The following is a 15,375-nucleotide window of genomic DNA, read 5'->3' as shown; positions in this document are numbered from 1 at the left end:
CGTGCTTCCATCCCGTTCGGATGACCATGGAATCCCCTGATCGGAGAAGAGCGTTCGGCTGACTTTGCAAATCAACCTTCGACGCCGACATGTATAAAGCCAGGTACACAAGCAGGCTGGCAAAGGAGATGAGAATGATGTTCCCCCTCTCCAGGGCGAACAACATCGGACCGCAGAGTATGGTCGCCGCCAACATAGAGCACTGCACGATCGGCTTCGAGCCCCTCAGCAGACGCATCGTCGCGAACCCTATCACGAGCAGGCAGGCGACGACGTAGACGAGGTACGGCAGCGCCGCCGGCATGTAGTCGCGCATAGCGAAGCCGTTCGAAAGGTCCACCCCTTCGCCCCTCGGGACAAAGTGAAAGAGGAACCTCAGTATCAGGAAGCACATGGGCGGCCAATTTGCGTAGTTCGCATAGGGGTCTCCCTGCGAGACGGCGGCGAGCATATTGAAGTAGTCCATGCCCGTGTTCGTCCAATCGGTGATGAAGTACGCGCTGAGATTGTTGCCGTAATCCAGCCAGAAGCAGACAGGTGACCCCAGCGTGATCGAAATAAGCGGCACCAAGTAATATATGGCGGTCTCGATTCCACAACCAGCAGGTGACTTTCTGCGGACGCACTCCGAAATGCCTTTCATCCACGCACGCTCCTAATGCAAAAGCAGGACCACGAACGACCATGCTTAACGAGGGGGCTGCAGCTCGACAAATTCGACCTCAGCGCACGCCGACCAGAACCGTCCAGTCCATCGCGAAACAATGTATCGAGAAAGAAGCTAGCCACTTACGAACCAATCTTGCGATGTTTTGCGGAACGATTTGTTGCCCTACATGTCGTACCACTATGGAAAAGGACGACGACCGCCAGAGCGAGGATGGCGGCGTTGCCCAGAACGCATCCACCAGCCAACGGCAATTTCGGTTCATTAAGTAGCAATGAGACGGAAGGCAGCACAGGTAATGCATAGAGGGCGAACACCAACGCAAGAAAAAATGCTGAAATCTTTTTCCAGCACGCCGCCGCAGACTCGCTGCTCACCAGCATAACAACAGCAGGGAGCAGAAATATCAACGAGTATGTATAGCTGAACGCAGGTACCCATACGCACATTAGGCCGAGGGAGAAAACCCTGGTCCACTCCTCGCGTGAGACCAGGAGCATGGTAGCGCAGAGCGCGAGCGGGACAGCGGAGGCGTACGCGGGGATCGCCTCGACCTTGCAGCCGAACATCGCCGCAGCAATCCTCACGAGATTTTGGAAGCTGTAGTTCAGCCCTAGGCCGAAATCGAAGGAGGAGGAAAGGAACACCCCCTCTATCATGTTGCGGATCGAGCCAATGCCGCCGAACGCGAAGAAGGGCAGGATGGACAACGCGAGCGAAATCAAAGCCGCCGAGACGAACTCCTTTTTGTTCCCGGTGAAGAGTATCAGGAAGGCGAAAACGGCCGGGTACATCTTCGTCGCAACCGACATGCCGAGGAACACGTAGGCAACGTATCTGACCGGCTTCGACGCCGACGTGTATAAAGCCAGGTACACAAGCAGGCTGGCAAAGGAGATGAGAATGATGTTCCCCCTCTCCAGGGCGAACAACATCGGACCGCAGAGTATGGTCGCCGCCAACATAGAGCACTGCACGATCGGCTTCGAGCCCCTCAGCAGACGCATCGTCGCGAACCCTATCACGAGCAGGCAGGCGACGACGTAGACGAGGTACGGCAGCGCCGCCGGCATGTAGTCGCGCATAGCGAAGCCGTTCGAAAGGTCCACCCCTTCGCCCCTCGGGACAAAGTGAAAGAGGAACCTCAGTATCAGGAAGCACATGGGCGGCCAATTTGCGTAGTTCGCATAGGGGTCTCCCTGCGAGACGGCGGCGAGCATGTTGAAGTAGTCCATGCCCGTATCGGCCCAGTCAGAGATGAAGTACGTACCCAAATTGTTACCGTAATCGAGCCAGAAACATGCAATAGACGCGAGCGATATAAGCGCCAAAGGTACTATGTACCAAACACAAGCATTCTCCGCCTTCGCAACCGATAGCGCGTTCCGCAATCGGAACAATACCTTCGATACCACTCTTTCCCCTTCTCTCGGCTCTAACGTAACCCGTGGTCGAGATAAATTTCTCATTCAACCTTGCAAATTGCTCGTTACGGAAAAGCGCCGCCAGCTGCCTTACACGCTTTAGCATAGGCCGGCACTTCAACTCGGGCTGCTTTTCCGCCCTACACTGCTTCAAACGGCGACAAACGCCTCAGACGAGCAAAGCCATGCAGCGCGCCAGGAAGAGCGACATCCGTTAGAAGACGAATGCAGACCAGCCCTTCAGCTCCCAACTGTACTGATATGTGGGCAGCGACAAGAAGCAGGCAAACAACCTTCAATAGCTCAATGAACGAACCCCCTGGAGCATCGTGGCGCGAATTCCATATGCAGAACGATTTTCTGACTCTACGCCCATGTGCCCAACCTCTCCTCTTCAATAACGAGCGGACGGTTCATGCTTCTTTGCGCAATCGACAGAACGTACTCCCCCAGGAGCCCCAAGAAGAAGAGTTGCACGCCGCTAAAGAAAAGCACAGCAAGCAACACCGGCACCACTCCGGTAGAAAAAGCTTCCCAATGAGCGATTTTAAAAACAAGGCACACGATAGCGAAGACGAAGCTCGTTGCTGCAACCACAAACCCGACCGTCGTCGCCGCTCGCACCGGTGCCTTCGTGTAGCTCGCGAAGGACAACATGGCTGCGTCGTAGAGAATCCAAAAATTGTTGTGGCTCTTCCCTGTTTTGCGCTTGTGCTGATGGTACGGAATCTCCGCACGGTTCGCAGGACCAAGCTCGGCAACAATGCCACGCAAAAACGGCGTCGGATCACTCAGGCCACGCATCACCTCGAGGAAGCTGCGGTCATAGAGGCCGAATCCCGTGAAGTGCTCGATCTGTTCTACGGAGCTCAGCTTCCGAATCAACTTGTAATAACAAGAGCGCGCAAAGTACACCACACCGCTCTCGTCGCTTTCGGTCTTGACGGGACACACTATCTTCGACCCGCCTTCCCACGCAGCAAGCATCTCGGGAATGAGTTCCACCGGATCCTGGAAGTCGCAGCTGATGGCTATGGCGCAATCGCCTGTCGCCTGGCAAAGACCGTAATACGGTGAATTGAACTGCCCAAAGTTGCGCGCATTTAGAATAGCCTTGACCTTTGGCATGGCATCGCAAATGCGTCGCAGCTCTTCTCGCGTGCCGTCCGCGGAGCAATTATCGATAAAGATAACCTCGTAATCGTACCGCTCAAGGGCGCCCATCTGCTCGCAGAGCGCCTCCGCCATAGGGCGAACGTTCCCCACCTCATCGAAGCAGGGAACAACGACGCTCACCGTTTTACGCTTGTCGACGAAACCGTCCGTCACGCTTGCCGAACCCCCTCGAGGAACCGCCGCGCCGCCACACATCCCAATGCTACTTCCGCGGGCGCCATGTCGTGGACCACCTCAAGTTCGAGGTTCTCATCCAGCAGAACAGCAGTGATGCCCTGTCCCGTTTGCTTCTTGTCGCTCATGATTGCCGAGAGCACTGCACCATCATCTATCAATGCGGGGGCGAAGGGCGGCATGATCTTGGCCACCAGCGCCTCGATACGCACCCGCAACTCCGCACTAAGCATCCCACGAGATGCCGAGACGGCGTCGGCCGCCACCATACCCAAGGCCACGGCGCTGCCGTGCGGTATGGCGTAGGAGCTGGACGCTTCGAAGGCGTGGCCGAAGGTGTGAGCGAAGTTCAGCAGCACACGGCGACCGCCGTCGAACTCGTCCTCCTCGATTATGCCCTTCTTGAACTCCAGCGAGCGTCGAACGAAGCGGTTCACGGTCTCGGGATCCAGCGCGAGCAGCCCGTCGACGGACGCTTCCAGCCCCGAAAGGGCGCCGAAGCCGCCCATGACGTTGAACTTCACAACCTCGCCAAGCCCGCTCGCAAGGTCGGCCTCGGAAAGCGTTTCGAAGAAGGAAGGCACTATCAGAATCCTATCGGGCGGATAGAACGTTCCCAGCAGATTCTTGTAGCCCTCGAAATTCAACGACGTCTTGCCGCCTATGCAGCTATCGCAAGCGGCCAGCAACGTGGTGGGGACAAAGGTCCAGGCAATTCCGCGATAGAGGATGTTTGCGGCGAACCCGGTCACATCCTGGGTGATGCCGCCTCCCACCGAAACCAAACGCGCGTTGCGCTTGGCGCCCATGGCAGCCATGGTTCGGCAGATATCCAGAGCGCTGTCGATAACCTTCTTCTCCTCCTCCGCATCAAGAAGAAAGAGCGTATCGGACGCCACGGCCTCGAAAAGGTGGGGGTAAAGCGCGTACACCTTCCTGTCGGCAACCACGAAGGGCGCATCCTCCGTCAACGCCGCCGCAACGCTTTCGAAGCCGTCTTCGAAGCGCACCTCGTAATCCTTGATCGATGCGTGAACGATCATCGCGCCGTATACCCCCCATCGCAATAGATAACCTGCCCGGTCATATAAGAGTTGTCGCCGCTGCCGAGAAACCCAACGAGCCCGGCAATTTCCTCGGGCCGCGCCATGCGTCCGAGCGGAATCTGAGCCTCGACAGCCGCAAGCTCCTCCGGGCCATTGTTTTGGAAAGTGAGCTCCGTCGCCGTGAAGCCCGGGCATACCGTGTTCGCAAGCGCGCCATAGGGGGCGAGCTCGAGGGCGAACGCGTTCATGGCGCCCGCGATACCGCGCTTGGCGGCGGAGTACATGCCGCGACCAGGTTTTGACACCCCGGCCCATACCGACCCTATGCCCACCGCGCGTCCGCAGGGGCTGCGCTTGAGGGAGTCAGCGAAAGCGTCCATGAGCATCATGGGGGCGGCCAGGTCGACTTGCAGCATGCGCCAGATGCTGTCACCGCCCATCGACCCGAACTCGGCGATATCGTTGATGCCGGCATTGTTGACAAGCGTGTCTACCGCGAGGTCTGCATGCGATTCCAGCCACGCCCCAACCGACGCTCTGTTCGCCAAGTCCATCTGGTCCCTCGTCGGGGCGACGACGCGATACCCCCGCGACCTGAACTCGTCGGCGATTGCCGCACCGATGCCCCTAGAGGCGCCCGTCACCAGAGCTATCATCGCTAAGCCATCTCCGCCTTGGCCCTCTCGAGACGCGACGCGAGCATCTCGAGCCTGGCGCGGTCCTCGTTGGCCATGCGGTCGTAGAAAGCGCACTTGCTCTGCAGGTAGAGCGTCTCGAACTCCATGGCGAGGAGGATGCCGCGGCGGATGGTAGCCTCGTCCCCGCCAATCCCGAAGACGACCTTGCGCGTTTCGAAGCGGTCGGCGTAAGGCTTCATGGCCATGATGAAGGGGATGGCGTCGAAGGAGATGCCGCCGCCGAACCCGACGGTGATCCCGCGCTCGCGGGCGCGCTCGGCGATGTCGGTCGCCGCCTCGAGCATCACCTCGTCGTTGATGTCCGCACGGGACAGGCCCATGGACGCCGACAGATCGACGCGGCCTATGGCGATGGTGTTCAGGAAGCCCTCGCCCGCATCGAAGATGGAGTCGAGGTTCGCATGGCACGTCTTGGTCTCGGTGTTGATGATCCAGTCGATCGCATCGATCTCGTCGCCGTAAACCTTCTTCGCGGCGCCCATGTACTTCTCCATGGCGAACGGGCTCTCGATCATCGGCCCCATGATGCCGCCGGCGCCGAGCAGGCGGCACTGGTCGAGGTCCCTCACGGCCTCGCAGCCGCCGATCTTAACCGTCAGCTGCATGTCCGCGCGATGTATCACCTCGCTGAGCATGATCATCTCGTCGAGACGAGACCCCTCGGCCTCGAACTCAGCTTTGACGGCGATGCAGTTGCACTCGTCGCGGAGCTCGCGAAGGGTGTCGAGCATCTTCTTTGCAGTGGCTTCCATGCTTCGTCCTTTCCTGTTTGCTCAGCCTTACAGGCGTGAGCGCCTCCACGCTATCGTTTCCCGCATCCCTTCTTCGAAGGAGTACTCGGGTCTGAAACCAACATCGACCATGAGGTTGGTAATGTCGGCCTCAAGCCTCATCACTTGGTTGGGGTAGTAGGGCCGCTCGTTGAAGCCGATAGACCCCTTTCCGCCGATCAATGCTCCAATGCCCTCGACGTAATCGCGCAACGGCTTCAGGGTGCCGCTTGCCAGGTTGTAAACCGACCCGTCTGCTCCGCGCTCGGCAACGAGATAGAACGCTCGTGCCGCATCCTTCGAGTAGACGAAGTCCCATAGCTGATCGCATGGGCCGCAGGACACGTGCTCGCCCCTCAGAAGTCCATCCACCACCTGCGACACCAGCGTATGGGCGCCGTCTCCGGGCCCGAACATGCTGATGATCCTGCACCATTGGTGGCGCATACCCAGCTTCCAGCAAAGCGCCCTCGTCATCGCACAAGCGGAGAGCTTCGCGGCGCCGTAGCCGTTGTCCGGCTTGCAGGCTTTCCTCGGATCGAGCGCTGCGGCCGTTGGGCCGTACTCGCTCTGGCTCCCCGCACCCACAAACACCTCGCATCCCAGCTTCGAGGCAGCCTCGACCGCCTCCAAGCTGTAGCGAATGTTCGACTCCTGCAGACGAAAATCCTGGCGAGAGTTACCGTAGGTGCCATCCCACGCGAGATGAAAGAATGCCTGGGCATGACCACCCACAAGCCGGGAAAGCTGGGCATAGCCATCTATGGCGCACTCGACGATTCGCACACGATCGTCTTGGGGAACCTGGTCTAACCGGCTCGAACCGGGCCTGCAAACTGCAACAACGTCGACACCGTGCTCCAGCAGCTCGCCGACCAGGGCAACTCCGACAGCCCCTGTCGGACCGGTCACAATCGCACGTTCTATCCTCAAAGGCGTCTTTGTCATAGGGCATCATCCCAAAGGGGGATCTGCATGATGCTTTCGAGCTCGTCCCTTGGCAAGAAGGGCGCTAGATCCTCCAGAGGCGGGCTTACCAGCGTGCCGTCGTCGAGCTTCCTCGTTGCGGATTTCGGTTCGAACTTCTGGTCCTTCGTCACGAACAGCTCGCAAAACGCCACCCCGTCCTGAGCGAGCGTTGCTTCAATCGCATCAACGACCTGATCGTTTCTCGAAGCAAACCGGTAGGGTATCCCGTAGGCTTGCGCAATACGCGACATCTCGGGAAAGGAAAGATCCCCCGTTTCCGGACCTATGCCTATCGGGCTCAGCTCGGGAAAAAGGTTACCTTCCGTCTGCCTCATGGAGTGGTATCCGCCGTTGTTGATCACGAATATCTTGATGGGCAGCTTGTGGAACACGATGGTTTGCAGCTCTTGAAGGTTCATCTGGATTGAGCCGTCACCCGACAGGCATACGACGGTCTTTCCCGGCGCCGCGAAAGACGCACCGATGGCAGCCGGCAAATCGTAGCCCATAGACGCGGCTCCCGAGTTGCTGATATAGCGCTGGCCTTCCTTGATACGCCACGCCTGGCTGCTCACCACGTAGGCGCTGCCGTTGCCCGTGACGACCGGTGTGCCATCGGGTACGAGCTTAGAGAGCGTGTCCATGAAGTAGTACGAGTTGACCGCGCGCTTTTCCTGAGCATGTCGCTCGCCGACAACAGGGTAGTCACGCCTCCATACGCTGCATAAGCCGACCCATTCGCCTTTTCTCTCGAGGGGGCTGTCCCCGATTTCGCTCAGCAGTGCGTCGACGAAGCGGCCCGCATCGGCGCAAACGGGAAGATCAACCCTTATCGAGGGCTTCCTAAGCTCCTCGGGATCCACATCCTCTACGATTACGTAGGCCTCGCGAGCCCAGCTGTCAACGTTATAGCCTACTTGACGAACGGACAGTCTGCTTCCGATGGAAAGCAGGACGTCGCAGTTCTGAATAGCCCAATTGCCCGGCCTGTCTCCCATAATCCCAGCGCGGCCCACGTACAGCTCGCTGTCAGAGCAAATCGCATCTATGCTGTCGAACCCCGTCACCACGGGAATCCCCAGCTTCTCGACGAGACGCGTAAAACGTTCGTACGCTCCCGCGATGCGGATACCGTTGCCAGCGTTAAGAACCGGACGCCTTGCGCACCTGATTCTGTCAAGCGTCTCGCGCGCTGCGGCGACAAGGCCGTCGTCCGAAAGCTGGCTATCGTCCGATGGCATCCAAGAGGTCTCTGCTGAAAGCGTCCGTTCGTCCACGAAAGCGCGCTGGACATCCTGGGGGATGTCCAGCCAGACCGGTCCGGGTCTGCCGCTCGTGGCAAGGGACCACGCCTTGTCCAGATGCTCTTTTATGGTACATGGGTCGGTGACCGTCACCGCGTACTTCGACATCTGCTTTGCAACGGGCACGATATCGTATTCCTGATCGCCAAGCGCGCGAACGCTCAACCCCGACGCCATCTTCGTCGACGCGTACTTCACCTGTCCCGACACAACGATCATGGGAATGGAATCCAACCATGCGCCCAGCACGCCGGTCAGAGTATTCGTTCCTCCAGGTCCCGTAGTGCAGCAGACCAGTTGCGGGACGCCGGTTACCCTAGCATGAGCCTCGGCGGCCATAGCAGCGGCCTGCTCGTGCTGGACGAACACGTTCTTGAGCCCCTCGGCGTGGCCGAAGGACATGTTCAGGTACATAGCCCCGCCGCCGGGAACCGTGTAATTGTGCGTTACACCGCGATTGACCAAGTAGCGGGCAACGTAGTCCGAAACCTGAATCATCACGAGCGGCCCACCCCTCCGAAGTACTCCTCTATTTGCTTGCCCATGACATCGGCTGCTGGCACACCGGCGCAAAGCTCCTTGTAGCCTTCGGCCGTCTTCGCTACCACTTCCTCTATGTTCCAACGCGGTCGCCATCCGAGCACGCTCTTAAGCTTACTCGCGTCCAGGGCCAGAAATCCCGCCTCGCGAGGTGCGTTGGGTTGCGGTACGCTGGCCCACCTGGCGCCATCGCCCCAATCCTCGCAGAGAGCCATGGCAAGCTCGCCGGTGGTCACGCACGATTCCTCGTCGGGACCCACGTTGTATTCGCCCGCGAGCTCCGGGTGCAGCGCCTGCGCCTCGGCGAACGCCAAGTAGGCACACACCGGCTCGAGAACATGCTGGTACGGCCTGGTTGAAGACGGGTTCCTCAGCTCGCAGGTCCTACCGTCCACAAAAGAGCGGACCAGGTCGGGCACTATGCGGTCTGCGGCCCAGTCGCCAGGCCCTATGACGTTACCGCTACGCATGCAGGAAACGGGGATTCCCACTTTGTCGAAGTAGCACCGCTTGTACGTTGCGGTCACAAGCTCGCTACAGCTTTTCGAGTTGCTGTACGGGTCGAAGCCGTCGAGCGGGTCGCCCTCTCTGTAGCGGTAGCCCGACACCTCGTCGTTTCGGTACACCTTGTCCGTCGTGACATTCACGACGGATTTCGGATGGCGCACGCGACATCCCTCGAGGACGTTGACGGTGCCCATGACGTTGACGTCGTAAGTGTACGCCGGCCTATCGTAGCCATCGCGAACGAGCGGCTGCGCCGCCATGTGGATGACCACTTCGGGACGTGCGGTGTTGAAAGCCTCCATGAGATGTCCGGTGTGGCGAACGTCACCAATGAACGTATTCGTACGGCAGCTGAGGTCCGCTTCGTCGAAGAGACTGTTCGGCTCGGGATCCAAAGCGTATCCGTACACCTTGGCGCCCAATCCGAGAAGCACCTCGCACATCCAAGACCCTTTGAAGCCCGTATGCCCCGTTACGAGCACGCGCCTACCGGACCAGTACTCCTTCGTGGGCATGACGACACCCGGAAACAACTTCTCCATGGCGACCTACTCCCAGATCTTCCATGGAGCGCTATCGTAGCCCCAAAGCTTCTCGAGCTGCTCCCGCTCCCGCTGAGTGTCCATGCAGCGCCAGAAGCCAGGATGGCGATAGCACCCAAGGCGTCCTGCTGCTGCCAAAGAGGCAAGAACGTCCACTTCAAGAACGCAGTCATCTCCCTCGATGTAATCGAAGACCTCCGGATTGCAGACCATGAAACCGCCGTTTATAAGCGAGCCATCGGAATCTTCCTTTTCACGGAAGCTTTCCACCATGCCCTGCGGGGTCACGTCGAGCACGCCTTTGGACTGCGAGACCGATGCGCCGGTGATGGTCACCGTCGCGCCGCATGCGTCATGATGTCGAAGCAAAGCGCCCAGATTCACATCGGCGACGCCGTCCCCGTAGGTGAGAAGGAAGCGCTCGCCGTCGACATACGGCCTGATTCTGCCAACCCTGCCGCCGGTCATCGTCGAGTAGCCGGTATCGGCCACGGTGACACGCCAAGGCTCCACGTGGGTGCCGTGGACGAGAACCTCCTTGCGCCCGTCCCGATAATCGAACGTCACGTCCGATTGATGAAGAAAATAGTCCTCGAAGTACTCCTTGATAGCATGCTGCTTGTAGCCGGCACAGATGACAAAGTCGTTAATGCCTTGGGCAGAGTAGATTTTCATGACATGCCAAAGAATCGGCTTTCCGCCGATTTCAATCATAGGCTTCGGCCGAAGATGACTCTCTTCGGAAATGCGCGTTCCAAAACCACCAGCTAGGATGACCGCTTTCATGCAGCCACCTGCCTTGAGCTATTCAGTTCGATAGGAAGAAACGCGAGGGGGTAATGGGACCGGACCGTATCCGAAAGGCAATCGCCTAGATCGGAGGTTACGCTATGAGCGCCCCCCCCCCGGCAACGTTACAAGCAAACCGACATTAACCATAGACGCATGCCCCATTCTTTCTGTCGCAAAACGTAACGACATACCTCGCGATTACACACGTTCTGTAGTCTATCTTATCGCCTTCTTGTTGTGAAGCGAACCATCAAAACCTCACCGCGAGCGGCACACACCCCCTAGCGGCTTCGTCCGTCCCAAATATGGGGCACGCCCTAAGATGACCGAACGCGCGATCCACCCCGAAGACCGCAGCCCCTCCGCCGTCGACAGACGCCCCTGCGTTCGAAGGAAGCTCGCACCCCTACTCGTGCAGGACGCTGGCGGCCACGCCGGCGTCTATGGCCTCGTTGCACTCGCGGTCTATGCGCTCGGCCGCCTGCTCGGGGGTGGTGTTGCCCATGAGCAGCTCGTGGATGCATTGGTAGAAGATATCGCGCACAGCGCGGGTATCGGGGTTGCTGCCGGTGAAGTCAACCACGTTGTCGCTGTTCTCTTGGAACAAATCGAAGTAGGGTATTTGGTCGCTATAGGCATCGGAGACGCTCTTCGACGCCGGCAGCGTCCCCGCCGCGTAGCTCAGCAGCTCCTCGTTGCCGTAGACGAAGGAGAGGAAGTCCTTGGCCGCCTGCACCTTGCGCGCATCGCCGTTGTCGAACACTTCGAACCCCGAGACGAACACCGTGGCACAGCCCTGCTCGTCGGGACCGGGGAAGTTCACCAGGCCCACGGTGTCGCCGTAGCGGGACACGGAGGCGTTGTTGACCATGTACACGGCCAGCTGGCCTTCGCGGAACAGGCTCGAGCAGTCCTCTATCTCCAGGTTCTCAGCATGGGGCGGGAACCATCCGCGGGACACCCCGCCCTGAATCCAGTCCAGCGCGGCCACTCCTTCGGGCGTGCTCAGTGAGAAATGGCCGCTCTCGTCGAAAAACGACGATCCCGCCGATCGCAGAAGCGTCATGGTGTGGGTGTCGCCTTGGGAGCTGGCGGCATACATCATCATCGGGAAGGCGCCCGAAGGAAGCCTCTCGGCGAGCGTATCCAGTATGGAGGTCCAATCCTCAAGCGACCACGAGGCTATCTTCCCGTCCTGAATGTACTCCTCGAGCCCTGCCTGGCGGAACAGGTCCTTGTTGTAGGCCAGCACGTTCTGCCGCAGCAGGTAGGGCATCATGTACACCTTGCCCTCCACGGTGCTCATGTCCCACAGGTAATCGAAGACGTCGTTTCGGACCTCGTCGGAAACCACGTCGCCCAAGCTGACCACACGGCCCGTATGGATGTAGGTGGATATGTTGAAGTAGTCTCCGTAGAGCACATCCGGGCTCTTCGGGGTGTCGAAGGAGTCCTCCACAGCGCTGTCGTACTGGTTCTGCTCGAACACCTCCACCTCGATGTCGACGTTGCCGCCTTCGGGAGTTTTGCAGAACTCGTCGGCCATGAGCCTGATCACCTGGTCGGCGTAGACTATCTCGTCGTCGAACACCACGTCGTGCCCCGTTCGGGGCACCTTCACCAGCAAATGGACCCGTTCCGACCCTCCCCCGCTGCAGCTCGCCAGCGCCAGCGCGGAAAACGCCATCAAGCACGCCAGAGCGCCCGCCGCCACCTGCTTCGCCATCAAGGACGCAGCCCTCTTCCCGCTCATGGCCTCTCCTCACGCAACGCTTCCAGCTTCGACAGCATCGCCGGGACGTTCAGCGGCTTCGCAAGGAAGTCGTTCATGCCTGCCCCCATGGCACGGTTGCGGTCCTCGGTGAACGTGGAGGCAGTGCAGGCGAAGATAAAGACCTTCCCCGCATCCGCACGGTCGAGCTTGCGAATAACCCTTGCTGCCTCGTACCCATCCATGACCGGCATCTGGGCATCCATGAGGATCGCGCTGAACTCGCCAACAGCCGAGGCCTCGAAAAGCTCGACGGCACGCTGGCCGTTCTCGGCAACGACCACCTCAAACCCTTCTTCGGAAAGAATGCTGGAAATGATGTCGGCGTTGAGCTCGTTGTCCTCCGCCACAAGCAGCTTCATGGGCCTTGCCGACCGGGGGCTCCCCCCGGGCTCGCCTCCGGAGAGGCCGACAGGCGCTTCGACGGGGGCCCTCTCGCCCACGCGTGCGGACCCCTCGGGTTCCGTTCCCGCCGGGGCTTGCCCGTGACGATGCGACGGGTCCACGGGCAACGAAACGCATACGGTGAAGCACGACCCGCTGCCCAGTTCGCTCTCGACGGTCAGCAACCCGCCCATCTGCTTCACAAGCAGGTAGCTGATGGCCATACCCAGCCCCGTGCCCTTCTGCGATTCGGAATTGCTGGTGCGCTCCTGGGTGAACATGTCGAATATCTGCCTCTGAAACTCCGGGGTCATGCCGCAACCGGTATCGGCGATTGAGATGGTCACCGGCGCGAAGCCCCGCTCGTCACGAATGCCCTGGGAAGCCCTCAGCGTGATGCGACCGCCAACAGGCGTAAACTTCACCGCGTTTGAGAGAATGTTCATGAGCACCTGGCTCAAGCGAATCTCGTCGCCCACCACCCAGGGAAACGTCAGAAGACCGTTGTCCAACTTGAAATCGATACCGCGCTCATCCATAGGCTCACGCTGCATCTCGCAAACGTTATCGATAGCCGCGCGCAAATCAAAGGGCGCCCGGACCAGCTGCACCTTGCCCGCCTGCAGTTTCGACACGTCTAGTATATCGTTCACGAGAGACAGCAGGTATTGAGCGGCTTTTCCGAGCTTCCGCACGTAGCCTTCCATAGCCGCGCGGTCATCGATATGGCGAGCCATCAGATGATTAAGCCCGATGATGCCGTTTAAGGGCGTGCGGATCTCGTGACTCATGTTCGAGAGGAACTCCGAGCGGGCCGCCGCTTCGGCCCGAGCTTGGACCGAACGCTTCATGAAACGGTAGATGAGCAGCATCATGCCCGTAAGAACCAGCACCATGACCGAAAGCATGGCCCCGGTCATGGCGATGAAAGGCGCCGACTGTCGCTCGAACACGGAGGCAGGCACCGTCATAATGAACGACCAGCTGGTGCCTTCAACGGGGGCGAAGCTCATCACCAGGCGCTCGCCTGCGCTATTGGTCACGTTGATGGTGAACTGCACGCCTTCGGAAATATTGCGGCGAACCTCCTCGATGCTCAGCCCGTCGTCGATGCGACCATCGCGCAGCACGTCGTAGAAGTTGTCGCGCCCGGCAAGGTCGGTGGCAGGAGAGGCGCTAACGATGTAGTAGCCCTTGTCGTTGACCACGCTGGATATGCCCTCGCCCCCGAAGCTTTCGATGAGCAGCTGGCCGCGGATGGTGGACAGGTCGCTACGGCCGAGCATGGCCACGAAAGTTACGCCGTCGATTACGGTATCCTTAAGCGGTATGCCGTAGATAAGCGACTCCTTGGTGGTCTCGAGCCTGCCATCCTCGTCGTCGTAGAGCGTGACGAAATTACCGTGCCCTTCGGAGACGATCCGCAGATAGTTGGTCTCGTCGGGCCCCAGCACCACATAGGAGCTGCTGTAAAGCGAGCCGTCTTCGGCCAACAGGTACACAGCGTTGAACAGCGCCGACGATGCAGCCTCAAGGTTCAGCTGTTTCTGAGCCTCAAGGATGGTGTCCGCATCATAGACCTTCAGGCGCTTGGCCACTGATCCCAGCCGCGCGTAAGAGTTCTCCAGCGACCCCTCGATGGCTTCCACGTCATGACGAGAAATCTCATCCACGGAGCTCATGACGTTGGCGGAGACGGTGTTGCTCAACAGGCCCAGGTACACGACAACCACAACAACCATCAAGGCGACGGCTCCGCCGAAAACCGCTATGTACCTGCTTCGGTTCACGATCCTCCTGTTGCCTGCGAAACGCTGCAGCAAACCCCCTGCACAGGCACGCCGTCGGCCCTTGCTGTGCAAGACCAGTTTAGCAGCGCGCCGCCCCGCTGCTCTTCCGTAAGAAGTACGTTACCAGAAGGTTAGCAGAAACGAACCTCAGGAGTTCCAAAGGTATCCGACGCTTCGCACCGTCTCCAGGTGTTGGGCAAGCTCAGGACCCAGCTTGGCACGCACGCGGCGTACGTGCACGTCCACGGTACGGCTCCCACCGTAGTAATCGAAGCCCCACACACGTCGCAAGAGCGCGTCCCGGGAGTAGGTACGCCCGGGATGGGTTACCAAAAACGCCAGCAGGGCGTATTCCAGATAGGTGAAGTCGAGTGGCTGGCCGCCTACCGTCACCTGGTAGGTTGCCAGGTTGATGACCATGTTGTCCACCGTAACGAAATCGCGCGCCGAGCTCTCGTTGCCCGGATGGAGCAGCTGGCGGATACGGGCTGCACACTCGCCCGCCGACGCACCGCTTACCACGAAGTCGCACCTCACGCGCACGGGAAGGCGGAGATGCTCCAGCTTGTCGTCGGAGACGATGAGCAGCAGCGCCGCCGCGTTGTCCTCGGCAAGCGCCCCTTCCAGCAGCTGCAGCATCTCTTCCATGTTTGATCCCGCTTCGAAGATGACCAGGTCGCACTGGGGCTGCTGGGCAAGCAGCTTGCGCAGCTGCAGCGATGAGCCGGCCGACACGCTCACGTCCATCGAGGAGAGCACTTGCTGAAACCGGTGGGCGTTGTCAAGGCTGTCGGCGACGAAGATAACGTTGTCCGCCATGA

General features: G+C 59.6%; 13 protein-coding genes. All 13 read right to left on the bottom strand.

Going from position 1 to position 15,375, the window contains the following annotated elements; translation table 11 throughout:
* The coding region (locus tag NFR41_RS07080; protein WP_251231279.1) for a hypothetical protein at positions 1-643 on the bottom strand (643 nt) is incomplete at its 3' end.
* A gap of 146 nt (positions 644-789) precedes the next feature.
* A complete protein-coding gene (locus NFR41_RS07075; RefSeq protein WP_251231278.1) occupies positions 790-1,902 on the bottom strand; it encodes a glycosyltransferase 87 family protein in 1,113 nt (370 codons plus the stop codon).
* A gap of 555 nt (positions 1,903-2,457) precedes the next feature.
* Positions 2,458-3,420 (bottom strand): glycosyltransferase family 2 protein, encoded by a 963-nt coding sequence (locus NFR41_RS07070; protein WP_251231277.1) that lies wholly within the window; start codon positions 3,418-3,420, stop codon positions 2,458-2,460.
* Positions 3,417-4,484 carry an AroB-related putative sugar phosphate phospholyase (cyclizing) gene (locus NFR41_RS07065; protein ID WP_251231276.1) on the bottom strand — a complete coding sequence of 356 codons (1,068 nt, stop codon included), beginning with the start codon at positions 4,482-4,484 and terminating at the stop codon, positions 3,417-3,419. The genes NFR41_RS07070 and NFR41_RS07065 overlap by 4 nt, the downstream gene beginning before the upstream one ends.
* Positions 4,481-5,143: an SDR family NAD(P)-dependent oxidoreductase gene (locus NFR41_RS07060; RefSeq protein ID WP_160214456.1), complete on the bottom strand. Its 663-nt coding sequence runs from the start codon at positions 5,141-5,143 to the stop codon at positions 4,481-4,483. Before NFR41_RS07060 ends, NFR41_RS07065 begins: the two co-directional genes overlap by 4 nt.
* Before the next feature lie 2 nt (positions 5,144-5,145).
* Positions 5,146-5,937, bottom strand: coding sequence for an aldolase/citrate lyase family protein (locus NFR41_RS07055; RefSeq protein ID WP_251231275.1), 792 nt, complete (start codon positions 5,935-5,937; stop codon positions 5,146-5,148).
* Positions 5,938-5,964: 27 nt separating this feature from the next.
* Entirely contained in the window at positions 5,965-6,903 is a 939-nt protein-coding gene (locus NFR41_RS07050) for an NAD-dependent epimerase/dehydratase family protein (RefSeq protein WP_251231274.1), read from the bottom strand.
* Complete coding sequence (locus NFR41_RS07045) at positions 6,900-8,726, bottom strand: thiamine pyrophosphate-binding protein (protein ID WP_251231285.1); 1,827 nt, start codon at positions 8,724-8,726, stop codon at positions 6,900-6,902. The genes NFR41_RS07050 and NFR41_RS07045 overlap by 4 nt, the downstream gene beginning before the upstream one ends.
* Positions 8,726-9,817 carry a CDP-glucose 4,6-dehydratase gene (gene rfbG, locus NFR41_RS07040; RefSeq protein WP_251231273.1) on the bottom strand — a complete coding sequence of 364 codons (1,092 nt, stop codon included), beginning with the start codon at positions 9,815-9,817 and terminating at the stop codon, positions 8,726-8,728. Before rfbG ends, NFR41_RS07045 begins: the two co-directional genes overlap by 1 nt.
* A 6-nt stretch (positions 9,818-9,823) precedes the next feature.
* Positions 9,824-10,603, bottom strand: a complete 780-nt coding sequence (rfbF, locus tag NFR41_RS07035; RefSeq protein ID WP_160214460.1) for a glucose-1-phosphate cytidylyltransferase — start codon at positions 10,601-10,603, stop codon at positions 9,824-9,826.
* A 412-nt stretch (positions 10,604-11,015) separates the two neighbouring features.
* Positions 11,016-12,362, bottom strand: a complete 1,347-nt coding sequence (locus tag NFR41_RS07030) for an ABC transporter substrate-binding protein (protein WP_251231272.1) — start codon at positions 12,360-12,362, stop codon at positions 11,016-11,018.
* Positions 12,359-14,554, bottom strand: coding sequence for a hybrid sensor histidine kinase/response regulator (locus NFR41_RS07025; RefSeq protein ID WP_251231271.1), 2,196 nt, complete (start codon positions 14,552-14,554; stop codon positions 12,359-12,361). Before NFR41_RS07025 ends, NFR41_RS07030 begins: the two co-directional genes overlap by 4 nt.
* A 147-nt stretch (positions 14,555-14,701) precedes the next feature.
* The gene (locus NFR41_RS07020) at positions 14,702-15,373 is read right to left on the bottom strand and encodes a winged helix-turn-helix domain-containing protein (protein ID WP_160214463.1); all 672 of its coding nucleotides are present in this window, start codon (positions 15,371-15,373) and stop codon (positions 14,702-14,704) included.
* Positions 15,374-15,375: the final 2 nt, after the last annotated feature.

The organism is Adlercreutzia aquisgranensis, assembly GCF_943193145.1.
In the GTDB taxonomy this organism is placed as follows: domain Bacteria; phylum Actinomycetota; class Coriobacteriia; order Coriobacteriales; family Eggerthellaceae; genus Xiamenia; species Xiamenia aquisgranensis.
Note: the sequence above shows the minus strand (reverse complement) of the source record. Positions and strands in the feature narration are given on the sequence as shown.